Origin of the sequence: Nocardia sp. NPDC051911 (assembly GCF_040681035.1) — a bacterium.
GTDB lineage: Bacteria > Actinomycetota > Actinomycetes > Mycobacteriales > Mycobacteriaceae > Nocardia > Nocardia sichangensis.
The window spans coordinates 111,704-130,892 of the sequence record NZ_JBFAXY010000022.1; the positions used below are offsets into that span (position 1 = coordinate 111,704).

The window sequence follows — 19,189 nt, forward strand, 5'->3', positions numbered from 1 at the left end:
CTATGAGTACACAAGGTTTCATTCGGCTGGCCCGGATCGCCCCGCCGCGGCCGCCCGGCGGCGACGTGGTGCTCAACGCACCGCCGGAGATCACCGCGCCGGTGCCCGGCCCGCTGTGGCAGCGCCTGCTTCCGCTGGTCATGGTGGTCGCCATGGTCGGCATGATGGCGCTGATTTTCACCATGAGCGGCCGGTCGATGCTGACCAACCCCATGGCCATGATGTTTCCGATGATGATGCTGATGTCGATGGTCGGCATGTTCGCCGGTCGCACCGGTGGCGGTGGCAAGAAGGCCGCCGAGCTCAATGAGGAACGCAAGGACTATTTCCGCTACCTCGATCAATTGCGCCGTGACGTCCGCGGCACCGGCACTGCGCAGCGGGCGGCGTTGATCTGGAGCCACCCCCACCCGGTCGACCTGCACGCCCTGATCGGCACACGGCGGATGTGGGAACGCCGGCCCGGCGATTCCGACTTCGGGCATGTCCGGATCGGCGTCGGCAGCCATCGCATCGCCACCAAGCTGGCCAGGCCCGAGACCGGCCCGCTCGAAGACCTGGAACCGGTGGCGACGGTGGCGCTGCGCCGGTTCGTGCGCACTCACTCGGTCGTGCACGGCCTGCCGACCGCCATCTCGCTGCGCGCGTTCCCCGCGGTCAACATCGAAGGCCCGCGGGAGCACGGGCGCGCGCTGCTCCGGTCGATGCTGATGGAGCTGGCGACTTTTCACGGTCCGGACTTCATGATCTTCGCCATCGTCACCGCCGACCCCGATGCGGACGCCTGGCGTTGGACGAAATGGCTTCCACACCTGCAACATCCGCGAGACCGCGACGGGATCGGCGCGGCGCGCATGGTTTACGAGTCGCTATCGGAGCTGGAGACCGCGTTGAGCGAGGACCTGCTCGAGCGCGGCCGGTTCCTGCGCAACGCACCGCCCACCGCGGGCCGGCTGCACGTGGTCGTCGTCATCGACGACGGCTATGTCAGCGGTTCCGAGCGCACGATCAGCGACGCGGGCCTCGACTCGGTCACCGTATTGGACCTGACCGCGCCACCAGCCGGGCTCGCGGTCCGGCGCGGCCTGCAATTGGTCGTCGACGAGGAGGTGATCGGCGCGCGCACCGGCGGGTCGGTGGAGAATTTCGCGGGTCCCGATCGGCTGAGCCCCGAGGTGGCCGCCATCTTCGCGCGCGCCATGGCTCGGTTCCGGATCGCCACCACCGCCCAGATCGTCAATCTCGGCGACGACGTCTCCGGCGATCCCGGTCTGATGTCGCTGCTGTCGATTCCCGACGCCGCGACGATCGACGCCGAGTCCGTGTGGCGGCCTCGATCCGCGCGCGAACGCCTCCGTGTTCCGATCGGCGTCACTCCCGACGGCACGCCCGTCGAGATCGACATCAAGGAATCCGCGGAAAGCGGCATGGGCCCGCACGGACTGTGTATCGGTGCCACAGGTTCGGGCAAGTCGGAGTTCCTGCGCACGCTGGTGTTGTCGATGGTGACCACCCATTCACCGGATCTGCTCAACCTCGTCCTGGTCGACTTCAAGGGCGGTGCGACCTTCCTCGGCCTCGACCCTCTCCCCCATGTTTCCGCGGTGATCACCAATCTCGAGGAAGAACTCTCGATGGTCGACCGCATGCGTGACGCTCTCGCCGGTGAATTGACGCGCCGGCAGGAACTGCTCCGAGCGACCCGGAACTTCGCCAACGTCACCGAATACGAGAAGGCGCGCACCAACGGAGCCCAGCTCGATCCGCTGCCCGCGCTGTTCATCATCGTCGACGAGTTCTCCGAATTGCTCTCGCAGAAACCAGATTTCGCGGAACTGTTCGTAATGATCGGCCGGCTCGGGCGATCGCTGCGGGTGCATCTCCTGCTGGCATCGCAGCGCCTCGAGGAGAACCGGCTGCGTGGTCTGGACTCGCACCTGTCCTACCGAATCGGCCTGCGCACCTTCTCCGCCGGCGAGTCCCGCCAGGTGCTCGGCATCACCGACGCCTATCACCTGCCCGGTCAACCCGGCGCCGGATATCTCAAGAGCGATTCCTCGGACCCGCTGCGGTTCAACGCGACCTACGTGTCGGGCACCTATGTGCCGCCCGCCGGTGACCGTGCCGTCGCCGAGGCGACCGGCACAGCGGGCGCGGTCGACCTCTTCACCGCCGCGGCCGTCGCGGTCCGCGCGGCGCAGCCGGTCCCGGTGGAACTGCCGGACCTGAGCGAACTGCTCGGCGAGACCGCGACCGAAGCCCCCGCCCCCACGCACGAGCAGTCACTGCTGCAGGTGGTGGTCGAGCGGTTGACCGGGCACGGCAGACCCGCGCACGAAGTCTGGCTGCCGCCGCTCGACATCTCGCCCACCGTGGATATGCTGCTGCCCGAACAGGATTGGCGTTCGGAGAGCAACCGCAACGGCAATCTGTGGTTGCCGATCGGCATCGTCGACAAGCCCTACGAGCAGCGGCGCGATGTCCTCACGATCGATCTGGCCGGCGCCCAGGGCAATATCGCGGTGGTCGGTGGGCCGCAGTCGGGCAAGTCGACCACCCTGCGCACCATCATCACGGCCGCGGCGGCCACCCACACCCCCGAGCAGGTGCAGTTCTACTGCCTCGATTTCGGTGGCGGCACATTGTCCGCGCTCACCGGTCTCCCGCACGTCGGGTCGGCGGCAGGTCGCCTCGAAGGCGACCGCGTCCGGCGGACAGTGGCCGAACTCAGCATGCTGTTGCGGCAGCGTGAACGCCGCTTTCTCGACCTCGGCATCGAGAACATGCGCGACTTCCGGAAACTGAAGGCGCGGCTCGCCCAGCTGCCCGAGGACGAACGCGCGGCGCACCCGCTCTCGGCCGACCTGTTCGGCGATGTCTTCCTCGTCATCGACGGCTGGGCGGCGTTCCGGGAGGATTTCGACATCGTCGAAGGCCAGGTGCTCGGTTTGGCCGCGCGCGGTCTGTCCTACGGCATCCACCTCGTGCTCGGCGCCAACCGGTGGGCCGAGATCCGGCCGGTGGTGAAGGACCAGATCGGCACCAGGATCGAACTGCGCCTCGGCGACCCGTCGGACTCGGAGATGGATCGCCGCGCGGCAGTGGGCGTTCCGATCAATCGCCCGGGCCGCGGCATGACTCCCGACAAACTGCACATGTTGATCGCGCTGCCCCGCCTCGACACCGACGTCGACCCGAGAACCCTCGCCGAGGGCGTCGTCGCGGCCAAGGAAGCCTTGGCGCGGGTCTATGGTGACCGCCACGCACCCCCCGTGCGCCAACTCCCGCTGGAACTGGACCGGGCGCAGGTGCTGGAAACCGCACGAGCGCAGGGCCTGCGCCTGGACAACAAGCGGGTCCTGATCGGACTGAGCGAATCGGAACTGGCGCCGAAGGTGCTCGACTTCCAGGAGCAACCGCACCTGCTGGTCTTCGCCGACGTCGGGTGCGGCAAGACCACACTGCTGCGCAATATCGCGCAGGGAATCGTGGAGAATTGCAGCCCGAACGATGCCCGGGTCATTATGGTCGACTACCGCCGCACCATGCTCGGCGCCATCGATGGCCCGCACCTGGCCGGATATTCGACCTCGGCGCAAACCTCGGTCCCGACCCTCAAAGAGGTCGCGGGATTTGTGTCCCAGCGGATGCCGGGCGCCGACATCACCCCCACGCAGCTTCGGGAACGCAGCTGGTGGACCGGCCCGGAGGTCTATGTGATCGTCGACGACTACGACATGGTGGCGTCGAACAATCCGCTGCTGCCGCTGATCGATCTGCTCCCGCAGGCCCGCGATATCGGCCTGCATGTGGTGATCGCGCGGCGAGCCGGTGGCGCGTCGCGTGCGCTCTACGACAATGTCCTTGGCCCGCTCAAGGACATGTCGGTCGACGGCATTCTGATGAGCACCCCCAAGGACGAGGGTGTGCTGCTCGGTGACGTCCGCCCGGCGCAGTATCCGCCGGGCCGGGGCATGCTGGTGTCACGCACGCGTGGGCGCGAGCTCGTCCAGATCTGTCAGCTGCCCGCCCTGTGATCCGGTCCGATCGGAAAGGCCTGTGATGAACGAGCCGAGCGTCCCCGCGCACCTGCCGAGGATCGTGGCCGAGCGCGGCGATCGAGCTCCGGTCGTCGCGGTCGGCAGCGTGTGCATCGTCGTCGACGCGCGCATGGTCGATGCCGCGGGTCGCTACACGGTGGCGCCGGCTGATCTCCAGGTACTAGCCCTGGCCGCACTGCTCGCCCGGCCCGGCTTCACGCGCCGCGACGAACCGGTACCCGACCGGCTCCTGACGCCCGAGCAAATCGCCGAAATGCGCCGCCGATCCGACGCTTTCGAGGAATCCCGGTTCTGAACGACGGTCGCTGAGCCGGCGCACACCCGCTCAGCGACCACACGCTCAGGTCGCGACCGCGACCGCCGCCTTGACCGCGCCGGCGAGCAGCCGCATCGATGCGGGAGCGCCGGGATTGATCAGGACATCGATGCCCTCCTCCGGCAGCGCCGCGGCGAGTTCGGCCATCGAGACCTCGGTCCAGCCTTCGACCTGCGCGTGCCTGCGGTGCTCGGGCGCCGAGGTCACCAGCACGCAGGGGATCTGATCCGGGGACGCCGCGACGACCGGATTGCCGTTCTCGTCGACCGCGACACCGACCACCGCACCGCGCAGGGTCGCCAGCAGCTGGCCCGGTTCGGCCCGCTTCTCCAGGACCAGCCGCAATGTCGCGTCGATCGGGTCGATGAACGACGCCTCGTCGGCGGGGCGATAGTCCGGATTGGGCTGGAATTCGCCTGCGGTGCCGGCGGTATCGACGAACCAGCCACCCAGCACCGCGTGTGCGGGCGGGCGATCGTCCTCGTCGGCGGGCTGCCAGCCCGGATCGATCAGGAACAGCCATTCCGCGTCGTTGTCGTTGCTCTGCTCGGTCATTGATGAGCCCTTCTCGGTCAGTCTTCTCAGCTGGATTCGGTCGAATCGGGGTGTGGCGGTGGGTGCCGGGTATGGTCGTGCCGGATCTGCTGGCCGTTGCGATAGGACATCCAGCCGGCATTGTGGCTCGCACCCAGCCAGCTGATCCGTATCGGCGGCCCCTCCTCCTTGTCGACCCGCAGGACATGAAAGTTGACGGTGCCAGTGCTCGCATGGACCGGGCGCCCCGGGAACACCCTGCCGAAGACCTCGGCGAAACCGGATCCCGCAACGCCCGCTGCCGCCTTGCATGCCATCAAGACGAACGATTTCGGCGTCTCCAGCGCGGCGGCGAGCCCGGAGGCAAGCGCGGCGCCGAAAGGGTGCGCGGACTGGACGATCGAGGCAAAGGTCCGCCCGTCGACGTCGATGGTCACCCCGGATCGCAGGTTGATTTCGAAGAGGTTCGCATCGGCGTGCGCACTGATATATACCGGTCCATTCTTCCCGTTCGCATAGTCGAGGGCCCACGGCGCACGGACGTTTTCGGTGCGCGACGACTCTTCACGCAGGATTCGTTGCACCACCACACTCAAATCGTCGTCGCCGTCGCGCATTCTGGTGACCACGTTGTGGAAATTCTCCGTCCGCGCCCACAACAGCTCGCCCGCGAGATGGTCTGGCTGATGAAAACTGACGCCGATCGTGTCGCCGTGGTGATCGAGCATCGGGTTGACGAGTACGTCCGCCCCGAAGAAGCCGATTACCCGGTGGTCGCTGGTCACCGCGAAGTACGGTTCCTCACCGAAAAATGCCTCCGTCGACCGCAACTGCTCGACCCAGTCGCCGATATCGGTGTCATTCGCCGTCTGTTCGACGAATGCCGCCCTGCCATCGGTGGCCGGAGCGTCGTACCTCGTCGCGGCGTGGTCGGTCGCGACGGCGTTCAGGTAGGACATCCACCCCGCGTTGTCGCCGACGGCCAGCAGGCCCACCCCGCGACCACTCTCCGCATGGACATCGACATCGCCGCGAGACCCGTAGATCCGGCGGTCGGGGAAAGTCTGGTGCAGTGCGGCCGAGAACTCCTCGCCCGCCGAGCCGTTCGCTACCGCACAAGCGATCATGACGACCGACCGCGACGGACCCGATGTCATTGCCGCCTGAAAGGTCGGCGACGCCTGCACGATGGCAGCGAAGGTCGTACCGTCGACGGCGATCGACCGCCCGGCGCGCGAGCGGACTTCGAAACCGCGGCTGTCGGCGTGCACCGAGATGTAGAACGGTCCCGGCTTGCCCTCCTGGTACTCGGCCACCCACGGAGCCGGGACGAACCGGTCCAACCCGATCCGATTCCGGTCACCGGCGAGCGCGGCGGACCCGGCTTCGCCCGGCCGAGTGCGAAAAACCATCCCGTGGCCGTTCGGCGCGTTCCCCCAGGTACGCAGCACCTCCAACTCGTCGGGCCCGTAAAGGAAGGTGATGCCCACCGTGCGGCCCTGCTGATCGAGGATCGGCTCCTGGATCAGATTCTTCGCGCGGAACCGCACCACGGTGTGATCCGCGGTGCCGGACAACTTCTTTCCACCGCCCAGCTGTCCGAGTACACCGAGGTGCTTCTTCCAATCGATCGGATGCGAGACGTGCGCGACCGCGTGACCGTCGCCCTCGTCGGCGCCGGGCAACTCGACGCCGAGAAGTTCGGCTGCGTCGGCCGACTGTGCCGGTTCCGGTGCCTCCGAATGAGTTCCGACAAGATCGTCGACGCCAGGCGGGGCGAGCCGGTCGAGTCCGAACAGGCCGCGCGCACCCGGACCACAGATCGCGAGGGTGGCGAATTTGTTGAGATGCCGCAGTTCCACGTCCACCACCCCGTCGGCCTGGAAGGTGATTCCGGGCAGCGGAGGTTGTGCCGATCTGTTCGTGCCCCATGGGTTGCGCAGCCGCAACGCCACCGGGTTGCCGTCCTCATCTCGCTGCACGCCGAGTGCCGTGTAGCCGTGATTGCCCGCCAGGCCTGGGAATTGGACGGTGTCGTCGCGACCCCAGTTGCGCGTACCCAGCATCACCAGATCGCCTCGGCCCAAGGCGAAGTAGACGCGTTCGGCGATGTGCCTGCCGGTCTGCTGGTCCAGCTCACGGGTGCGCCAGGACGCCGCCCGGTCCACGGAATCGACGAGGCGCTCGATGTTCGAAGCCCAGCGCGTGCGCTGCTGCGGGCTCAACTCACGGTGCAGGAAGCGCCGGAACCCCTCGGTCGAGCCGGGGTTGTCCGGCCGGATCAGCCGGTAGAACTCACGCACGGCCGCCCACACGTCGTTCCCGTTGCCGGCCACCAGTGCCAGCACCTGCGCGCGATCCGCGTCCGCACCCATCGGATTCGCCTCGCGTGCGCGATGGTCGCGCACCCGACCTTCCCACTCGCCACGCAATGCGGAGACCGCGCGAGCGAACTCGTCATCGCTGCCGGCCAGGCTGCGGAGCTCGTCGATGTCCATCCGCATCGGATGATGGAAATAGGCATCGGTGACCGCCCGGGACGGCTGGAACCGCAATCCGCCGGGCAGCGTGGCGGGCAGCATCGTCGCGGCGGTGGCCCCGGGACTGCCGCCGTCGAGTCCGGCGTAGCCGAATTCACCGACGAAGACCGCGTAGGCCTTCTCCAGGACCGCGGGCCACAACACCCCCAGGTCGGCCGCGTAGCGAGTGCTGTTGTCGCCGTTGACATAGAGATCCTTGGAGACCCGCACCCAAGCCGCGTCACCGTTCTTGTCGAAGAACCGGACGGCGACGGAGTCACCGAGATCGGTCATCATTTCGCGGAGCAAGGGCAGCGGGCTGCGGGCCAGCGCCATCATGTTGGCGGCCAGGAAGCAGTTGCCCAGCGCGCCCTGCCGCACGTCCGACACCCGGGGACCACTGATCTCATCCCAGAGGGGATTGTTCGACCGGCGCAGTTCGGGGACGAGTGGACCGAGGATGTCGCTGTCGAGGGTGTGCCAGGTAGCGGCCTTCGGACGCCCGAGCATCGTCCGGCTCGGATCCGGTGTCCCATCGGAATTGTGCGCGTGTTTCACCGCCACGACGGCACGCGGAGGTAGCCAGACCGGGGTGTCGCCGGACCCTTCGATTCCGATACCGGCACGGGCCAGGAAGTAGGTGGTCTCCCAGAAGAATGTGGCGGCATTCTCCTCGAATGCCTCGGCGAGCAACGTCTTACGGATCCGGATCGGACTGGCGTCGTGCTTCTGATCCAGCGGAACCAGCCCGATGTATTCGGCGCCGGTGCCGGGATGGCTGAATGTTCCCTGCACGGCGCGCCAGCCGCTGCCGACGTCGAGCCGGTGCGCGGTACCGAGTCCGTCGATCAGCACGCATCGATCGCCGCGAACGAACGCCTCGGCGGCCGGGGCGACGTGCAACGGCAACGCCCCCAGGGTTTCCGTGGTCGGTGGGTGATGCTCCGCCATCGCGGCGGGTGGGCACAGCGCCGTTGCCGTCGAGCCTTCGTCCGGGTCGGCGAACAGCGCGGCGAGTTCGTCATCGCTCCACTGGATCTCGGCGTTGTCGGCGAGCAAGCCCGCGCCCGGCGCCGGGTGCCGGGCATCCTCGGACATATCCTCGAGATCGGCCAGTTCTTCGAGACCGGACCCGTCGTGCAGCCTGCGTCCGCGCACCGCGTGGTCGAATGCGTCGTCGAACATGTTGCGGGTCAGCCACTTCCACAGGCGAACTTCGTTCGCGGCCGCTTCCTCGGGGGCTACCGCCGCAACCACCTCGGTGGCTTCCTGGTCCGAGGAATAACGCAGCGGAGCGCTGAGAGCGCCATCGATGGTCGGTCCGGAGCCGACCACGCCACTCGAAGCGGCGGCCGGGCCTGAGTAGCGAGTGGACGCGTGCTCTGTTCGAGTGCCGTCGCTGTGCAATGTCACCCAACCGGCATTGCGGTCCGCCGCGAGCAGGCGATAGTCGACATTCGGCCGTGCCGTATAACGCATAGTCGACTGCCACACCGAGGTAGCGGCGGCATGAACCGGCACTTGCGGGAAGTTCTGGTGTAGCGTGCGCGCGAACTTCGTCGCCGCCGAACCCTTCGCGGGTTTGCAGGCCAGCAGAACGATCGAGGTCGCCGCGCCGGTGCTCAGCGGGCCTCGCAGTCCCGGTGACCACTCGACGATCTTCGCGAACGTCGTACCGTTCACCTCGAGCGTGGTTCCGGTCCGAAGCCGGATCTCGAACGTGTTCGGACCCGCGTGGGCGGTGACGAAGACCGGTCGGTGTCCGGTCCGGGTGAACTCGGCAACCCACGGCGCGTCGACCACCTCCTGTCCGACCCTTTTCGGACCGTCGAAGGCTTGCTTCCCGGTCTGCCCCGGTTGGGTGCGCACCACCTTGTCGTGCCATTCCGTCGCTGCCGCCCAGCGTCGATTCGCGTCGAGTTCCAGATCGCGGTTCTGGAAGCAGACGCCGGTCAATGCTCCGGTCGAGCCGAACATCTCGTGCGCGACGACGTCGGCGTAGGTGAAATTGATCGGCAACTCGAAGGCGTTCTTGCCGTGCAGGACGTCCGGATCGTTGGATACCCGCCACGAGTTCAGATACGTGCGCCAGCCACTGCTCACCGCCGGGGTGACGAGTGCCCCGGACTCCGCGGTGGTGTCGGCCACCGTCTCCTCGGCAACCTCGGGCACCACGCCGGTCGGCGTCCCCGTAGACCGCCCGGGTGACCCACTCACCGCGGCGGACGCATGCTTGATCGTGTTCTGCTGCACCACCTTCGCGCCATCGGGACCGATGGTGACCCAGCCCCGGTTGTCGTTGACACCGAGAGTGGCGATGGTCTTCTGCGCCTTCTTGACGCCGACCTGCACCACGCCCGCGCCCGCGTGCACCGGGGCGGTGGGCAGCAGATCGCGCATCGCCAGGGCGAAATCGGTCGCCGCCGTCCGCTTGCCCGCCTTGCACGAGATCAGCACCAGCGACCGGTCCGTCGCCTGACCACCTGGCCCCAGCGCCTCCCGGAAGTCCTCGGCGGCCTTCACGATCTTGGCGTAGTTGGCACCGTCGACCCGCACCGATCGAGTCGACTCCTGCTTCGTCCCCTTCTTCCAGATGATCTCGACCATGAACCCCTTCGAGTCCGCGTGCGCGTCGATATAGACCGGACCCGGACCGTTCTGGGCATAGTCGGTCTTCCATGGCGCGTCGACGAAATTTTCGCCGAATTCCAAGCGCCGCTTGGTGACCTGGTCCACGGCCTGACCGGTATCGGTCAGCACCACACTGTCCTGCCCGGATGCCGCGCGCGCCCACTTGATCGCCTCGCGCTGCCCCTCCGACTCGAGGACGAACGACACTCCGATCGTGGTGCCGTTCTTGTCGAGCAGGGCTCGGGTGAGTACGTCCGAGACATCGAACTCGGTGTGCCGCTTGCTCGCGCCGCGCACGCCTTCCGCGGTGGTCGTCGTCAGGGGCGAGCTCACCGGTGGATCGAGGACTTCTTTCCATTGCCGCACGATCGGATTGCGGCTGGAACCCAGTGAATTCGACCCTGCGAGCTCGGTGGCGGCGGTGGTCGACGATCCGGTCGCACCGGTGGGATAGCGGGTGCCGGCGTGCTCGACCCGGGTGCCGTCGCTGTGCAAACTCACCCACCCGGCATTGTTGTCGGCGGCGAGGTAGCGGTAACGAACAGTGGGCACGGCCGGGTTCCGCCAGTTGGAGATCCAGACCGCGCTGGCGGCGGCGTGCACCGGCGCGGCCGGAAACCTCTGGTGCAGCGTAGCCGCGAAGTCGGTGGCCGCCGAACCTTTCGCAGGCTCACACGCGACCAGCACGACCGAGCTCGGACCGCCGGCGGCGCGCGCGGCTTCCAGCGCCGGGGACTGCTCGACGAGCTTGGCGAATGTAGCGCCGCTCACCTCGAGCGTCGTTCCGGTTCGCAGCCGGATCTCGAAGGCGTTCGGACCAGCGTGGGCGTTGACGAAAATCGGTTCCCGGCCGACCCCGCCGTATTCGGCCGCCCACGGCGCCGCGACGACCTCGTGCCCGACCCTGGTCTGACCAGCGAAGACATCCTTGCCGGTTTGACCGGGCCGGGTACGCACCACCTTGTCGTGCCACTGTTGCGCACCCGCCCAGCGCTCGGCCCCCTCGATCTCCGACTCGACGTGCTTGTAACTGACCCCGATCGGCGTCCCCGCCGGTCCGATCAGGTCCTGGGTCACCACGTCGGCGTAGGTGAAATTGACCGTCACGCCCAGGAAGTTCTTGCCGTGCAGCGCATTCGGATCATCGGATGCGCGCGACGAGTTGAGATAGGTTTTCCATCCGCTGCTGATCGCGTGGTCCGCCTGCCCTGGCTTGTTCACTATCGGCGGGGCCGTGTGCGGGAGTACCTTCCAGGGAATTCCGGCTGCATGGAGCTGATCCCGCAGGGCTGATTCCGGCTCCCACTTGAAGACCACATGATCGATGTCGGCACTGGTGACGCCACCGTGCACCTGCGCCTCCACATACCCCCACTTCCGGAAGTCCGGATGCGTCAGGTCTCGCCGCAGACCGACATGGGCGGCCGGCAGGCCGGGCCTGCGGGGCGGGTAGACGCCGAAGGACTCCGGTGCGGGATCCTCGAGGCTCGAAGGATAGACATTTTGCTTATGCTCGATGGAATCTCCCACGCACACCGTCGTGCGGGCCCGCACTGCGGACTTCAGGACCACCACGGCGTCGCCGTAGACATTCAATCGTTCGTCGTTCAGCTCGCCGACCGGCTGTTCACCGCCGACGCGAACGTACCCGTAGACGGCCCGCTTATCGATCGGATGGTCATTCACGTCATGGCCGAACCAGCGGGCTTCGAGCAGCGCTCGGTCATTCATTCCGGTGTCGGTGTCGCCCAGATCGAATATCGTTTTGAACCGGCCATCCCGCAGTACTTCCAGCAGCGACTCCTCGAAGATCCGCACGGCGATATCTTTGCCCGCGAGCGCCGCGACCAGCTCGGCCTTCATCTCCGCGCGCGCCGTATCAAGCGAAATCTCGTGCTCGGCAGCAAGTTTCGCCGTGTGCCGATCGATGCTCCCCAGCTGTTTCGCGCGTGCCACAGCGATGGTGCGCTGCTCCTCCGGCAGTGTCGCGAAGTGATTCTCCAACTCGTCGTGCAATGCCTTCCGCTGCGCCGTCAACTTGTCACGCAGTGCGGAATCGTTGCGACTGGCTGCGATCTCGTCGGTCAGCTCCGCGAGCCGCTCGCCCAGCACACGACTCCGCGGGTCCGCGAACACTACCGCCGGCGCGGGTACGTGGCCGTTGACAATCGCCGCTTCGGGGACATCGTCACGCTGGAGCGGGCCGGTCGCCCGGCGTGGCGTCACGCCGATCCGATTCGCGTCCACGGACAACCAGCCGACAGTCGACCCGCCGTACAGCGTGAACTTGGTCGAGTCGAGCGGATCAGGACGTCCGTAGACGGACCCGGCGGGCAACATCGACGTTGTCCCGGCGGTGACGACATGCGCCCCCGTCGCCGTCGAGCTCACCACCACCGTGCCGTCATCGCGCGTCCGGGTGGTGAAAAGCTCAGCCACCAGTGCGCTGTCGAGCACCACCGGACCGGAGTCCGGATGTTCGATCTCGTGCACGAGGTTCTGCTCGTGCGAATAGGTCCGCACCACCGGCATTTCCTCGGTCCCGAACGCGACCAGATGCCCAGTTGTATCGGCTACGAACAGGCCCGGGAAGTCGACGACGGCGAGCGGCGCCGGCGGACCGAACTGATCGTCGCCGAACAGCTGCGGCAGTTCGGTACCGCTCAGGTCGTCCGAAAGCGAACCGGTAGCCGACTCAGAGACATCGGCATCCTGCTGCCCGAGGTCCGCCCGCTGCTCGTGTATCGGCGACGGGATATCCAGGTCCCGTGCGGATGTGTGTGCTGCCACGCTCGCGGGGACGGCGGTCGGCGGCAGCACCGTGCGGCCCATCCGCCGTGCGGCGTTTTCCGCTTGCAGGTGCGACGCCGCGGCCCGCACCGCGGCCTCGGCGGCTTCGCGTTCGGCCGTCGCCGCCCGGTGCGCGTCCTCCGCGATGGTGTAGTCGCCGAGGGCCGCGTCCCGGACCGTGCGGGTTTGCACGGTGCGACGCAGGTCATCGGCATGCTCCGCGCGGTCCTTTGTGGCCAACGCCTCATCGAGCCGGACGGTCGCGTTCTCATGGCTGGTGACCGCGTCGGTGTAGCGGATTATGGTCTGGGCGTGGTGCGGAGCGGTGGCGAACAGCGCGTCGTCGGCGGCCAGGAAGTATTCGACACTGCCCTGCTGGCCGTTGCGCGCGGCGCGGTTCTCGGCCTGGATATCGATGTCACGCACATCCGACTTGCCCGAAATGCTGACATGCAGGCCACCGGCCGCGTTGACGGCGTCGCTGATCTCGATATCGACGCCACGGCCGCCTTGACGGTTGATGATCAGGATCTTGCCGAGCTGCCCCGCCTTGTCGAAGATCGCTTTCAGGTCGGCTTCCGCGGTGGGGCCCCGGTCCGCGAACCACCGGGCATCGACGACCTCGTGCGGAATATTCGCGAGCTTCAACCGGGCCGAGATCTCGGCGACCTCACTGTTGCGGTTGGTGATCACCAGTTCGGGACGCGCCTGGGCACCGTGCCGACCGATGAGTTTGTCGGCGATCGCATCATGCTTGGCCGACTGGTTCGGAGCCAGATTCGCCTCGAGAGTGTCCAGTTTCGATTCCGTGAAGCGCGGAACCGTGACTACCGGCTTCATCCCGTAGTTGTCGACCAGGTGGCCGGACACCCCCTCGGCCGTGCCCGAAGCGCCCGAGAGCCATTCGTACCGCTCCGCGAGCATGGTCTTGGCGGTGAGGCTTTGTGAAGACACCGAGTCGCCCCGGATCGTGATCCCGTGCTTGGCCTCGATCGCCTGAGCCAGACCGCCGTTCCACCGGCTCTCGGTCGAGGTCGCCGGATCGAACATCACCTTGTGGGTGGTTTGGTCGATGATGTAGACCTTGTCGACGCCGTCGCCACCTCGGTGCACGATGTAGTGGTCGTTCTCGACGAACTCCCAGTGCGCCGATGCGGCGGAATTCACCCGGTCGATCTGGACGGCGAGGTCGTCGGGGCTCGCGCCGGGATCCTCCTCGGCGAGCAGTCTTCTGACCTTCTCGGCGCCTTCGGCGTTGAGCTTCGCCGGGCCGCCGACCTGCCCGTCCGTCCGATCGAAGTCCGCGGGGCTCAGATCCCCGGAAGCAAGCCGATTGTCGAGGAAGTGCCGAGCCGCCATGATGCGGGAGGCGATATGCGGATCCGCGGCCAGGCTGGGGCCGTCGGAGATGATCCAGGTGGTGTCGGCGTAGTACAGCGCCTCGTCGAGCTCGTCGATGACGGCGATATCCCCGCGCATGAACTTGCCGCGGAGTTGCCCGAATGCCGCATCGTCGAGGGTGCCGATATAGATAGTCGGCTTCGCCGGATCGAGGCCGGTCTCGTCGGCGCCGTTCGGATTCATCCTGATCACGTTGAACACGTCCGGACCGAGCACCCCGAGAACCTGTTTGTACAGATTGACCGCGTCGTTGGCCAGAGTGTCGCGAGTGGTGAAAACGTGCACCGAGTCACCGGCGGCGGCCTTCAGAATCGAATCGGCGAGGAAGACGAACGTCTTACCCTCGCCCGCGTCCATATTGATGGGGCCCTCGCGCATTCCCATCGTGCCCATGACCTGGGTCCAGCGCAGGACCTTGCCCGGCGCCACCTCCGCACCGTCGTCGTCGAACTTCGTGGTCCCCCGCCGGATGGTTTCGACGGCGGCGGTCACCGCGCGGTGATATTTCGCAGCGCTTTCCGCGTCGCGCGCATCGTGGTGGACGCTGCCTCGCAGCGCCTCCCGCAGGTCCTCAGGTGTGGCGTTCTCCCAATCTTCACGCCTGTACATCCGGGTGATGTCTTCGGCTTCCCGGAGGAAGTCCCGCTGCGGCTCATCGGAGACGGCACGGGTGACCGGCTCGGGCAGCTCAGTCGAATCAATCTCTGTCGCAGACGTCTTTCGCGAAGTCAGCGTCGGTTCGACGGCCTGCGTCCACCCCTCGCGATCGGAATCGGTGTACTTGCGTCCCTGCTGGTCGTAATGGGCCAGGTCGCCGTAGATCCCGAGCTTTTCCAGCGCGGCTTTCACCCGAGTCGGCGAGGGCTGGTAGGCACCTGCCCAGTCGTGCACTGCGACCATTTTCCCGTTGACGAATTGCGCTTGGAAAGCCACGTAGACGCCCGCGTTGTGGAATTGCTCGTGGTGCATGTTCTTGCCGACGTACCAGTTGCCGTCATGGTCGCCGACCACGGTCCGCATCGCGGGCGCGGATATTTCGGCCCAGCGCTTCAGAATCGGGCCCTGGCGCGGCACCTCGATCGTCGTGGCGCCCTTGCGCGGGATCACGTCCGATCCGGGATCCGGCTTACCGTTGGATTCCGGATCGGAGGCTTTGAACCAGAGGCCGTCCTTGTCGATCGTGTACCGGTGATCGGGCAGCTCGTCGGTGTTGAACCGGAACACACCCCGGGAGTTTCGTTCGTCGTAACCGCGGACGCCGCCGCCCGCGCCCTCGCCGAGATCGTCGGCGTCGGCCGTCTTCTTCTGGCCGAAGCCAGGGCGCATCGGCAAGTCGCCGTCCTGGAATGGCCGGAACAGCTCCCGGCCTTCGTGCGGGGACTTGTTGCCACGGAGCATCTGCATTGTCTGCTCGAAGCCCAGGACTTCCCGGATGAAGGCCTTGCCGCCCGGCCAGGCCGGATCGAGCAGCGATGTCTCGACCAGCCGCCAGCGCAGGCCGGTGGCCTCGTCGATCCTTCCGACGAGAGCCAGGTCGTCGCTGACGCCCTTTATGCCTTTGGCGCCCGCGCGGGCCCGCGGTTCGGCCACGGGCGCGGCCGAGGTTTCGCGCGCCGGAGCCTTCTCCCCTTTGTCGTGGGGATTCGGAGCACCGGCTGGTTCCTTGACCGGCGTTGTCTTGTCGGTTGCCGCGGCCGAATTCTCAAGGGTCGGCCGGGTTCCCTGCGTAGCGTCCGGCCGGTTCAGGGACACCGAATTCATCTCGGGTTGCGCGGATTCCGCACGCCGCTGGACCGGGTTCGACGGCACCTCGTCCGGCTTGGTCGCGACGGTCGAGTCGGCTTGTTTCGCTTGAATGGACTCCGGAGCATCGAATGCGCCACCCGCCCGCGGTTGCGCACGCGCCGAGTGGTCACCGGATACGTCGTCCTTCGGTGCCGTCGGCACGTTGTCTCGGCTTGCAACAACTTTGGTGTCCGCGCCACGTTGGGCGGATGGCGACGAACTCGTGGACTTGTCCCCGCCGGTGGCGTTCGACGCCGCCTGCTGGGATGCGGTTGCCGCGTTGTGTGGCTGCGGTACGAACTGACCGCCGTCGAGCTGCTGCGACGCGGGCCCGGCCGTCTCGGAAGACTGCCGTTGTGCAGTCGATTCCGATTGTTCATGGTTCGCCAGCGCGTGACCGGTGTTCGGTGCGGAAGAGTCGTCACCACCCGATTTCGCGGACGACGACTGCTGCGACAGGTTGTCCTCGGCAGTGTTCCGGTGCGTTGAGCTCACGATCGAGTCATCGGTCTGGTCACCGCCCTGGTTGGATGCCGAGGACCCACTGCGGTGTTCGGACAGCGATTCGTTCGGCTGCGCGCCACTCCCTCTCCCCGCGTTGCCATTCGGCGAGTCCGAAGCGCTCTTGGGTGCAGCCGCGGGCCCGGTATCCGAGGCCGAGGGCGGCACTTCGGTCGGTGGTGTCGATCCGGCCGGTCTGCGCGGGCCGCCGACGGGATCGACGTGCACTTTGCCGCCGCCGGCGCCACGCCAACGTCCCGCGCCGGAGCTGAACGCGCCCGCGGCACCGGCGCCGAGCATCCTCGGGTCCAGTTCGAATTCGCCACCGTTGATGACCTGGTTGGCGATGCCACCGCCGATCATTCCGCCGACACCACCGGCGCCGCCCTCGACGGCGCCGCGCATGAGCTGCTGGAACCTGCTGTCGAATTGCGAACGGGTGATCTTTCCGCCCAGGAGCTTGAACAGATCACCACCGAGCTTGCCGAACATCGCGCCGAACGCACCACCCAGCGCACCGCCCAGCGCCGCGAACCACAAATCCTTACCGTTGACACCGTCGCGATGTCCGGCCGCCATCTGTCCCAGCTGGATCAGGAGCGTCAGAATCACCTGCTGCCCCATGGCTTTCAGCGCGGCGACGAGCATCTGCCGCAACAGCTGCTTCAGGTATTGGAAGACAATGCGGTACCACCCGATCAACGCCGCCTGCGTCGGGCCGGCGGTCGGCGGGAACAGCCACGCGAGCGCGATCTCGTAGACCAGCTGTACGAGGCCGACGATGATCATGATCTTGTTCTGTTGAATCGCGCAACCGACCTGATCGCACGAATCAGCGAGCTGACCGAGCGATTTGGCGATAGCTTGCAACGAGGCCTGATCCGACTCATCGGTGAGGTTCCGCAGGGTGCGCGACATGGCCGAACCCGAACCGGCCGACGGATACGCCGAGAGGATATCGTCCACCGCGTCTTCGATAGTCGAGACCAGCCCGGTCAATCCCGCCGAGGCTTCCGACCAGGCGTCGGCGAGGGCGAACATGCCGTTCTCGCTGCCCTCCGGCCAAGCGCTACCGGCGACCCAGCTCAACCACCGCAGGTCCTCGGGCAGGTTGATATCGGATTGCCGTACCGCATCGGGAATCGACATCACCGGCCGCCGTCTCGCAGACCGGGCCCATGCCACGGGTCGGCAGCGTCGGGCTCGGGCTCGAACTGTTCCTCGACCGGCGGCTCACGACGCTCTTGCCGCTTCTCCTTGCCAGAGACCGACTGACCACTACTCCCCATCGCGGGCGTCCCCGGCATCCCCGGCATCGCGGCCTGGGGCAGTACGCCCGCACGCGACTGGGCGCCGATGCCACCGGCTTTCGGCACCAGCTTCTCCCCGTCATAGGCCGCCCCGAGCATCCGCGGCAGCGGCGCCGACGGAATGCCGCCGCCCTTGCCGCCGGTCGTCGGACCACCGGTCTTGTCAACTGGCACAACCGTTCCCGGATCGATCGCGCGGTATGCGTTCGGACCGAGAGCACCGGGGAACGCAGGCGCGCCGGGGGGTGCCGGGATGCCGCCGAGCGTCGGTCCCGGCGTCGCGAGTGCGTCGATCGGGTTCGAGGAGGAAGCCTCTACGCTCAGTGGCGTGGCAGGATCGGGAGTACCGGTAGCCGCGAGATTCGGCGTGGAAGGCCCGTTCTGCCGGTCGGCATCCGGGTTACCGGCCGAGGAACCAGCGGGATCAGAACCACCGCCGGTGGACCCACCCGAATTCTGTCCGCCTCCATTGCCGGACTGCTGGTCCTGACCACCCGGCGGCGGGCTGGACGGGTTGTTGTTTCCGGTGTTCTTACCGAAGTTCGGATCGGAGCTGAGCGGGCCCTTGTACGGACCGGGGTCGCCACTGGCGTTCTCGTCTACGTAGTTCTTCAGAATCCACTGGGCGTAGAGGTCCTCGCCCGCGGCGAATGCTCTGCCCGCCTGCTCGATTGTGGTGCCATAGTTGACCAGTAGCTGTCCGAAGATCGGAATCGCCCCGGTGGCGTCCGATTCCCGACTCGCGTTGCCCACCAGCGCTTCGGCCGATGCCGAATAGCCTGTCGCGCCCTCGGCGAACTGTTTACCGAACTCGTCCGCCCCCCAGGGACTTCCCAGCCGCTGCAAGGAGTCGCTCAGTGTGCTGAGAATGTCGAACAGACCCTTCGGCGCGCTCGGCAGTTCGGCGAGCCGCTTACCCTTGTCGATCAGATCCTGCGGGTCGACCTTGATCGGGTCGCCACCGGAGTTGTAATTGGCCCGGCCGCCGTAGGGGTTCGAACCGCTGTTGGGCTTGCCGCCAATGTTCGGGTTCCCACCGCTCGGGCGGTTGTTGACCGGTGGGCCGCCGCTCGGCCCCGCACCGCCGCCTTTCGGCGCGGGCTTCCCCGAGCCGCCCTTGCCGGACCCGCCTCCTGGAGCCGGGGCGCGATCGTCCCTGTCGCCCTTCGGATTCTTCTCGTCTTCATCTTTCTTATCTTTGTCGTCCTTATCCGAGTCCTTGACGCGCTTTCCGTCTTCGGGCTTGCCTTCGCCATCGAGATCCCAGGGCAACCCCGACGATTGCCAGACCTCACCCAGATCCAAGAACGACAACCCCGCCGGCAACCCGAACCGCCCCGA

5 protein-coding genes are annotated in these 19,189 nt (G+C 66.9%); 2 read left to right on the plus strand and 3 right to left on the minus strand.

Features of this window, described 5'->3' with window-relative positions:
• The first annotated feature begins 2 nt into the window (after window positions 1-2).
• Window positions 3-4,037, plus strand: coding sequence for a type VII secretion protein EccCa (gene eccCa, locus AB0L97_RS25450; protein ID WP_364433908.1), 4,035 nt, complete (start codon window positions 3-5; stop codon window positions 4,035-4,037).
• Window positions 4,038-4,062: 25 nt separating this feature from the next.
• Complete coding sequence (locus AB0L97_RS25455; RefSeq protein WP_364433911.1) at window positions 4,063-4,356, plus strand: hypothetical protein; 294 nt, start codon at window positions 4,063-4,065, stop codon at window positions 4,354-4,356.
• 45 nt (window positions 4,357-4,401) lie between these two features.
• Here the strand turns inward: AB0L97_RS25455 and AB0L97_RS25460 are convergent, their stop codons facing one another.
• From AB0L97_RS25460 to AB0L97_RS25470, 3 genes are read right to left on the minus strand one after another with little or no spacing between them, the layout of a single operon-like run.
• Entirely contained in the window at window positions 4,402-4,932 is a 531-nt protein-coding gene (locus AB0L97_RS25460) for a type VII secretion system-associated protein (protein WP_364433914.1), read from the minus strand.
• A 26-nt stretch (window positions 4,933-4,958) separates the two neighbouring features.
• On the minus strand, window positions 4,959-17,687 hold the full coding sequence (locus AB0L97_RS25465; RefSeq protein WP_364433917.1) for a C2 family cysteine protease: 12,729 nt from the start codon (window positions 17,685-17,687) through the stop codon (window positions 4,959-4,961).
• A complete protein-coding gene (locus tag AB0L97_RS25470; RefSeq protein ID WP_364433920.1) occupies window positions 17,687-19,153 on the minus strand; it encodes a hypothetical protein in 1,467 nt (488 codons plus the stop codon). Before AB0L97_RS25470 ends, AB0L97_RS25465 begins: the two co-directional genes overlap by 1 nt.
• Window positions 19,154-19,189 lie beyond the last annotated feature (36 nt).